At 69.2% G+C, this 8146-nt stretch carries 8 protein-coding genes and 2 pseudogenes; 3 read left to right on the top strand and 7 right to left on the bottom strand.

The window, feature by feature from the left end; translation table 11 throughout:
• The 5 genes and pseudogenes from FL311_RS38305 to FL311_RS38285 all read right to left on the bottom strand — a co-directional run.
• Nucleotides 1-836 (bottom strand): annotated as a pseudogene (locus FL311_RS38305) (hypothetical protein); the annotation flags it as partial.
• 121 nt (nucleotides 837-957) lie between these two features.
• Nucleotides 958-1194, bottom strand: coding sequence for a hypothetical protein (locus FL311_RS38300; RefSeq protein ID WP_194869544.1), 237 nt, complete (start codon nucleotides 1192-1194; stop codon nucleotides 958-960).
• Between the two features lie 507 nt (nucleotides 1195-1701).
• Entirely contained in the window at nucleotides 1702-2604 is a 903-nt protein-coding gene (locus FL311_RS38295) for a hypothetical protein (RefSeq protein ID WP_141332606.1), read from the bottom strand.
• A gap of 44 nt (nucleotides 2605-2648) precedes the next feature.
• Complete coding sequence (locus FL311_RS38290; protein ID WP_141332605.1) at nucleotides 2649-3515, bottom strand: DUF6345 domain-containing protein; 867 nt, start codon at nucleotides 3513-3515, stop codon at nucleotides 2649-2651.
• Between the two features lie 165 nt (nucleotides 3516-3680).
• On the bottom strand, nucleotides 3681-4361 hold the full coding sequence (locus FL311_RS38285; RefSeq protein ID WP_141332604.1) for a MotA/TolQ/ExbB proton channel family protein: 681 nt from the start codon (nucleotides 4359-4361) through the stop codon (nucleotides 3681-3683).
• Nucleotides 4362-4560: 199 nt separating this feature from the next.
• Here FL311_RS38285 and FL311_RS38280 point away from each other — a divergent pair, with 199 nt between their 5' ends.
• The 3 genes from FL311_RS38280 to FL311_RS38270 all read left to right on the top strand — a co-directional run bounded on the left by FL311_RS38280 (nucleotide 4561) and on the right by FL311_RS38270 (nucleotide 7280).
• On the top strand, nucleotides 4561-5109 hold the full coding sequence (locus FL311_RS38280) for an AAA family ATPase (RefSeq protein WP_141332603.1): 549 nt from the start codon (nucleotides 4561-4563) through the stop codon (nucleotides 5107-5109).
• A gap of 140 nt (nucleotides 5110-5249) precedes the next feature.
• Nucleotides 5250-6353, top strand: a complete 1104-nt coding sequence (locus tag FL311_RS38275) for a glycosyltransferase family 4 protein (RefSeq protein ID WP_228557355.1) — start codon at nucleotides 5250-5252, stop codon at nucleotides 6351-6353.
• Nucleotides 6354-6581: 228 nt separating this feature from the next.
• A complete protein-coding gene (locus tag FL311_RS38270; protein WP_141332601.1) occupies nucleotides 6582-7280 on the top strand; it encodes a hypothetical protein in 699 nt (232 codons plus the stop codon).
• Nucleotides 7281-7297: 17 nt separating this feature from the next.
• Here FL311_RS38270 and FL311_RS38265 read toward each other — a convergent pair whose 3' ends face one another.
• Both FL311_RS38265 and FL311_RS38260 read right to left on the bottom strand, forming a co-directional pair.
• Entirely contained in the window at nucleotides 7298-7897 is a 600-nt protein-coding gene (locus FL311_RS38265; protein ID WP_141332600.1) for a carboxypeptidase regulatory-like domain-containing protein, read from the bottom strand.
• Nucleotides 7897-8146, bottom strand: a pseudogene (locus tag FL311_RS38260) (caspase family protein); the annotation flags it as partial. The gene FL311_RS38265 and the pseudogene FL311_RS38260, both read right to left, overlap by 1 nt.

The raw sequence follows: 8146 nt of genomic DNA, 5'->3' as shown, positions 1-8146 counted from the left end.
GAGAGGGAGTCCACCCCGCCTCCCATGACAGCGCCCCAAGCACCGCCCTCTCCCGGCTGCCCGCCCCACCCCGCGTTCACGTAGGCCTCCATGCCGGGCCGCACCACCATCACCGCCATGGCATCCATGTGGGCCAGCGTCATCGAGGGCGCTGCTCCTCCCGCTCTCCCCCAGTCATGGGCGGAGGACAGGGCCAGCGTGTACCGGCCCCGCTGCTCGGGTTGCCCGAAGAGGATGTGCTCCAGGTCCAGGGAGAGCTCCGCGCCCACCAGCCGCGCGCCGAGCACATCCGAGGCGAACGCTTCTGCGTAGAGCGGACCCAACGTGCCCGTGAAGATGCCCCCGGCCGGGTGGTAGTCGGGATTCGTGCGGTTGGAGTAGCGGCGGACGAGATGGCCGGAGAGGAGCTTGTACGCCTCCAGCGCGCCGAACCAGACGCCAAGGGGCGCGTCGTCGGAACCCAACTTGAGGCCGCGAACGAGCTGCCCCCAGTCCGAGAGCGTGTCCCAGTCCTCGCGACGCACGAGGGTCCCGCCGTCGTTCCCGCCCCACAGGCGAAAGCGCACGGGCGCCCCCAGGTTGACGCCGAACTCTGGACCACCGTCGAGGATGAACGTGGGCGCCACCTGCACGAAGCCCTCGTCTTCCCCCGCGCCAGCGCGAGGCAGCAACGCGAACGACGTGGTTTCCACGCGCGTCAGGTAGTGCCACTTGCGCGCGGGTGGTGCGGCCGAAGTGGTGGAGGCTTCTTCCTCCGGGGCTGAAGGCTCCGAGGCCCCTCCTGTCGCCGGCAACAGCAGCAGCGCGGCGGCCAGACAGCTTCGACTCCTGTGCATACACGCCTCCTGTGCGTGCCCCGGGATGAGGCACGAAGAACACACGCCTCCCGGTCGGCTGGAGCGAGTCGCGCCGCGCCGATGGTGGCTCCGTGGTGGTGAAGGGAACGGGGTGCCGCCGCTACGCGGTCAGCGGCTTCGTCAGCGTGCGACAGCGCGGAGCTGCACCGGGCTCCGTTGCCACCGGGTTGACGCTGCCGAGCGCGAAGGCCGCGTCGTCCATGTGCGCATACACGCAGGCCAAGGCCACCGCGACCTCCGTGCACCCGTAGAGGATGAGCGCCTCGGAGAAGTTGCGGTCACGCACCTGGACAACGGACAGCAGGGTGTTGAGCGGCAACCCTGCGACGCTCTCCATCGTCACACGCAGGCCCGTCTCCGACTCGAAGAGGCCATGGACGCGCGCGATGCTCGGGCGACATGGGACAGCGCTCCCGGCAGGCCGAGAGTCAGATGGATTGGACATGGGCAGGACGCTCCGAGTGCCAGCGCAACAGGGGTCGCGCAAAGGCAGACTCAAGGTACTACCAGTCCTTCCACATCTGAACGACGTGACAGGTCCAAAATGCTCGAATCCCTATCGGCAAGGAGAACGCACACTGGAATAGTCCAGCCGTCTGGAAGCTGGGCCTCCGTGTAGCGCCCTACTGCAACTCAAAACCTGCAAGACCCGCAGGGAGCAGACCGGCCGGGCCACTCGCCACGGCGTGAGCACGAAGCGCCTCCACCAACTCGGCGTGAGCGAAGAGGCTCGCCCCCTGAGGATGACGAGCCCTTTCAACTGGAGGCGGCGGAAATCGAATCCGCCACCCTGCCGCCCTCCCCCGCCCACAAGAGGCCGGGGCGAGCAGGTGACACACCGCGACTACGGGACGGCGTTCACATCCACGTCAATCACCCGAGGCTCCTCGGTGTGGGTGTCCGTGTTGACGGAGGGCAGCGAGGCGTTGACCTGCAGCGTCAGCGCCCAGGTGCCGTCGGTGAGCTGGCGCGGCACGTACTTCCAGCTGAGCCGCACGCGGCCTGTCGTCAGGCCCTCGGCCACGAGCGCCTCGGTCGCCTTGCGCTCGATTTCCGCCGTGCTCAGGCGGGTGCGCAGCAGGTGCCCCTCACGCGCCAGCGCCGGCCAGCGGATGAGCGCGCGCTGGAAGCCACCGTCCACGCCGTGCGTCACCACCGCGCGGTGCCCCTGCACGCGGATGCCATTGATGGCGCGCAGCACGAACGTCTTGTGGCGGTGCAGCTCCGCGGGCGAGACCTCGCCCACCTCCTCGTTCTGCAGGAAGGACTGCACCTGGCGAATCTCCCCAATCTCCCCGGAGGGGATGCCCCAGCGCTGCAGCCGCGCCACGGCGTTGCGCTGCAACACCCCGGGCTCCTGCGGCGTCGCGGGGCCGCTCTCCACCTTGTTCAGCACCAGCACGCGGCCGGACGAGATGTCCCGCTCGAACCGCCAGGACGGCGACTCCAGGTCGCGGCGCGTGCCCAGCTCCTCCGCGACGGTGAAGGACTCGGAGGTGCCGATGAGCCCGCGCTGGACCATCGCCTCGTTGAAGGCCGAGGCCGGCAGCAACTGCGTGGGAAGCGCGCCCGAGGGCAGCGCGGCGATGCCGCTGGAGTCGAAGGCGAAGCTGACGGTGGTCGCCGCCTGGGCCACCTGCGCGGGCGCGGTGTCCTGGCCCTCCTCCGCCAGGGGCGCCGCGGTGTCGCAGCCGAGCAGCGCGGTGAGAGGCAATGCGGTCAGGAATCGGATGAGTTGGGTTTTCATGGTTTCAAGGTCCGAAAAGAATGGATGGGTGGAGAGAGGGAGGCTCAGGGCAGCTTGCGACCGTTGTCCGGGTTGCAGCCGCTCACGTAGAAGTAGGAGGAGCCCGTCTTGCTGCCGGTGTTCTTGCGGTCCCTCCACCCACCCGCCTCGTACATGCTCTTGCGCTTCGCCTTCGAGTCTCCGAAGACGATGGAGACCGGGCAGTCGTCGTAGATGAGGCCCCAGTCGTAGGCCTCATCAATCCAGTTCTCACCGACGCCGTCGTTGCGGGAGTCCTCCAGGTAGTCCTCGAGGTAGTCCTTCACGAAGCCGCCGCACGACGAGTCGCCGTGGAAGGCATTCCAGACGCTGAAGCCGCTGGTGGCCGTCACCAACTGCTGGCGGTAGCCACCCCGCTCCCAGACCTCGATGTTGCCGGACCGGCAGGCCTTGATGACGGCGATGTCCAGCTTGCCGTTGCCCAGCCGCATGTGGCTGTCCGTGAGCGCCGAGCAGGAGGGGCTGTTGCTGCCCATGACCAGCGAGCTGCGCGGCGTGGACACCTGGTGTCCGCCGTGCGTGTGGATGAAGATGACGTCCGCGTCGTCCACGCCCGCGTTCAGGGCGGCGTCGTTGGACTCGCCCACCGCGCCCTTGGCCGGGTCCGTCCACAGGTCCCGCGTCACGTTCATGTTGGAGAGCGTGCGCACGTCGGACCAGAGGCCGGAGTTGCGCAGCGACGTGAAGTAGCTGGCGAACGCCGACGCCGTCTGGGTGTGCACCGAGTGCGACGAGCCCGAGCACTGCCCGGAGCCGCCGAAGTTGGCGATGCCGTAGGCGTGCGTCTCGTTCGCCAGCGCCGCCGCCGGCACGAGCAGGGCGCCCGCGAGCGCGCCTGCCAGCCACTGCTTCTTTTGAGTCCGAATCTTCATGGTCCAGGTCCCCCTCGAAGGAGGGCGTGCCCGAATGGCACGCCGGAGACGGGAAGGAGCGCGTCGCGCTTCTGCTTCCCGGCCTCGGCACCTGAACGAGCCTGGGCCCGGATATTCCCGGCCGTATTTTCCGGCGGATTCGGAAGGCCGCGCGCGGCGCCCGGTTCAGCCCGCCGCGACGCGGGAGCGCTTGAGGACCCGGGCCACGGCGTCGAGGAACTCGTTGCTCGCCTCGGCGAGGTCCACGGCGCGCGCGTCCACCCAGCCCTGCAGGGAGTTGTAGCCCATGACCGCGGGGATGGCGACGAGCAAGCCGAAGGCCGTCGTCACCAGCGCCTCGGAGATGCCGGTGGAGATGTTCCCGATGCCACCCGCGCCCGTCTCGCCCATCTGCTGGAACGCGGTGACGATGCCCATCGTCGTCCCGAGCAACCCCACGAAGGGCGCGGTGGAGGCCACCGTCGCCAGCTGCCCCAGGCCGCGCTTCATGCCCTGCACCTCGCGCTGCGCCTGCCGCTCCAGGTTTCGGGCGACGGACTCCATGATTTCGTTGCGGTCGTCATCGGAGGCGGTGCGATAGGCCGTCAGGCCGGCGCGGATGGTGCGGCCGAGGTAGCCCACGTCGGGCCCCAGCTTGACGTGGGCGGCGGTGTCGAAGTCCCCGTTGGCCAGCAGCGCGGCCAGCTCCGAGGCGAACTTGCGCGAGTTGCGGCGCGCGGTCCGGAAGACGAGCGCGCGCTCGACGAGGATGAGCAATGACAACACGGACATCACGCCCATCACGATGACGATGAGCTTCGCGAAGAGGCCCATGTGGCCCCACAATCCCATCAAGGTGAAGTTCATGGCGATTCGAAACGCGCCTCCTCGCGCGTTGGCCCCATGACGGAGCCACTGGGGGAACGACGACTCGAGCACTCGCGAATGAAGGTACGCCGCGCGGATGGAGGCAGGGCATGGGGCCCTCCACGAGACGGTCATCGTTGCGTCATGGCGGTGGAAGGTTGTCCTGTGAGGTATTGATGGCCGGGGTACGCTGGGCACCATGCGAGCACCGCGTGTCATCCTCGTCTCCGGCCCCTCGGGTGCCGGGAAGTCCACCGTGGCGCGAAGGCTGGCGGAGCAGTCACCCGAGGCGCGGGCGGTCCACCTGCCCTCGGATGACTTCTATGCCTACGTCCGCAAGGGCTACCTCGAGCCCTGGCGCACCGAGGCCCATGACCAGAACATCACGGTGATGAACACCCTGGTCGCGAGCGCCACGGCCTATGCCGCGGGCGGGTACGAGGTGGTGGTCGATGGGGTCATCGGCCCCTGGTTCTTCGCGCCCTGGCTCGCCGCCGCGCGCGCACACCCGCTCGACCTGCGGCTGGTCATCCTCCTGCCCGACGAGGCCCGGACGGTGGCGCGAGCCCAGGCGCGCACCACTTCGGACGCCCTGACGGAGGCCGCCGTGCTGCGTGGCATCTGGCGCGGCTTTCGCGACGCCTCCCTCCCGGAGGGTCATGTGCTCGACACCAGCGAGCAGGATGCCGCCGCCACGGTGGGCGCCGTGCGCCTGGCGATAACTGAAGGACGGTTCAGGTTGGTGTGACGATGTCGGCACATCCACCATGCATCTTCTCGCACGTTGAGAACCGCGCCGTGGCGGCACATGGGCCTTAACAAGGCGCTCGGACTGAAGTTAGGTGAATGCCGTGCGCGGCATGTCGCCGCGAGCCGCGACGGACGAACATGCAAGCGATGTCGGCGCCTCCACGCATTGCATTCGCCATCGAGACGACGCTCGGCAACGCCGTCTTCCTGCAGAACCTCAAGAGCGCCATGGCCGCGCGCACCGACATCACGCCGGTGTGGTTGCCCATCGACGAGCACGCGGACGACCTCTGGGAAGGGCTGCCCCTGGTGCGCTCTCGCCTGTCGCTTCGCGGAGGGCTGCGGACGCGCTCGGCGTTGAATCAGGCGCTCGCGCAGGCGCCGGTGCAGGCCGCCGTGGTCCACACGCAGCGCATGGCGCACCTGGCGCACGACTTCATGGGGCGCGTGCCCAGCGTGGTCTCCACGGACGCCACGCCGAGCGGCCTGGAGGACTACCTCCGGTACTACGGCCTGCGCTCGCAGCACGGTGGCTGGGTGGGCAAGGCGAAGAACGCGCTGCACCGCCGCACCTACTCCATCGCGAAGGGCATGTTGTCCTTCTCGGAGTTCACCAAGCGCTCCCTGGTGGAGGAGTACGGCGTCCCGCGCGCCCGCGTGCACGTGGTCTGGCCGAGCGTGGACACCCGGCTGTGGCGTCCGGCCCCCGAGCGCAAGGCACGGGACGGCGTGGTGCGGCTGCTCTTCGTCGGAGGGGACTTGGGCCGCAAGGGCGGACACCTGCTCCTGCGCTGGGCCCGGGAGACGCGGCTGAGGAACTGGCGACTGGACCTGGTGACGTCCGACACCTTCGAGGCGCCGCCCGGCGTCCGCGTCCACACCGGCGTCCGGCCCAACTCGCCCGAGCTGATTGGCCTGGCGCAGGCGGCGGACCTGTTCGTGCTGCCGACGATGGCGGACATGTCCTCGTGGGCCATCGCGGAGGCGAAGGCCGCGGGCCTCGCGGTGGTGGCCACGCCCGTGGGCGGCGTGGGCGAGCTGGTGCGCGACGGCGTGGACGGGCGGCTCGTCACCGCGGGCGACTACCCGGCGCTCGCGCGGACCCTCGACTCGCTGGTGTCGAGCCCCGACACCTTGCGCACCATGGGCCACGAGGCCCGCCGCATGGCCGAGGAGCGCATGGACCTGCATGCGACGTGCGACCGGATGCTCGCCTTCATCCGAGGCGTCACGGGCGTCTGAAGTCCCATCGGGCCCTGCTGGGCGCCCCTTCTGCCCCTCGGTTGCGTGCGAGTGAACTCGCGGCGCCCCGCAGCTCACGCCAGCGTCGCGTAGTCCACCCACCTGCCCCGCGAGACGACTCGCCTCCGGCCGCGGGCCGTTAGGGTCCCATCGGCTCCAGCATCTCCAGATTCCTCTCCTGTCCAAAACAAGCGCGACGCCCACCACGGCGCGAGCAGGAGGTTTCTGATGACCAGCAAGTCATGCCCCCGCTGCGGGGCGTCCATCGACCCCAGCACCGCCCCTCGAGGGGCCGCCGTCTCGTGCCCGACCTGCGGTGCCGCGCTGCCCCCCGTGCGTGGCGGTCTTCGGGTGCTGCACGTCATCGTCGGACTCGCCGCCCTGCTCTTCTGCTGCCCCCTCGTCGGCATCGGCGCCGCGGTCATCATCCCCAACATCCTCAGGGCCCAACACGCGACCTACGCACAGGATTGCAGGAGGAACCTCCGGGATTGGTACATCTCCCAGAAGGCCTACTACGAGATCCGCAATGCCTACTCTCCCGACTTCGCGAACGTCCTGTTCGAGCCCGAGCCGGACAGCCGCTACGCCTACTTCACACGACTGGAGTCCCGGGAGGCGCGCGACACCCCAGATCCTCTCTTGAGAAGGAACGCCGTCATCATCCGGGCGACCACCACTGGAGCGCCTTCACCCCACAAGCCCGTGAGCACCGAGCAACTGCCACCCCGCTTGAAGCCCATCCTGGGCCTGTCCGGCACCTGCCCCGCTTGCGAAATCACGGCGGCGTGCGCGGCAAACCTCGACGAGGATGACGGGCTCGACGTCTGGGTCATCTCGACGGGGGAGTTGAACCTCCGGGACATCGATGGCAAACCGACCGCTCCCGGCGAGCCCATCCACGTCATGAGCGACCTGGGGAACTGAGCGCCTCCAGGTGCTCGTCAGTCGTCGTCCTCCTCGTCATCGTCGTCGACCTTGTCCAGGACGACGTCGTACAGGCGCTCCTCGCCCTCGCTGACGCAGACCTGCTCCTCCTTCTTCGCGTGCTCCTTCGCGTCGACCTCCAGCTCGTAGCACCCCTCGGGCAGGGGCCCCACGCGCAGCTCGCCCGTCGACGGGTCCACCGGCAGGTCATCGAAGGGCGTGCCATCCACCTCCACCTCGCCCTCCTCGGGCACGCTGCCGTCCGGCCCTCGCAGCCTCACGGTGATGAAGGCGCCCGGCGCCGCGGCGATATCCCCCACGTCGATGATGCGCGCGCCCTGCGGCACCACCCGCACCCGCGCCGCGTGCGTGCGCGAGGCCAGCACGAACAGCTCCACCGTCCTGGCGGGCACACCCTCCAGCTCGAAGCGCCCGTCCGAGGACACACCGGTCATCAGCTCCGACTCGCCGAACACGCTCACCCACGCCACGTCGGCGTCGGCGCCGAGGATGCGTCCGCGCACGGTGCCCTCCCCCAGCTGTCCGTTGTTGAAGCCGCCGCAGGCCCCCAGGAGGACGAGCATCGACAGGAGCCACGGCTGTCCAGGCGCACGCATCAGAAGCGATACCCTCCGCTCAGCCACAAGCCACCGAACCCCACCGCGCGAGTGCGCCCGTCCACGGGCACATAGGCCCAGAGCAGCTGCCCCTTGGCCTCCAGCACCCACCGCGCCCCCAGCTTCCATGACACTCCCGCCATCCAGCCAGGCCATACCGTGAAGTAGCGCTCATCCTGTTTCAACAGGTCCAACTGGAAGGAGCGCTCCATCCACAGAGCGGCCACACGAGGCCCCGTGGACACGCCC

Source organism: Myxococcus sp. AB025B (assembly GCF_006518215.1).
Classification (GTDB): Bacteria; Myxococcota; Myxococcia; order Myxococcales; family Myxococcaceae; genus Myxococcus; species Myxococcus fulvus.
Note: the sequence above shows the minus strand (reverse complement) of the source record. Positions and strands in the feature narration are given on the sequence as shown.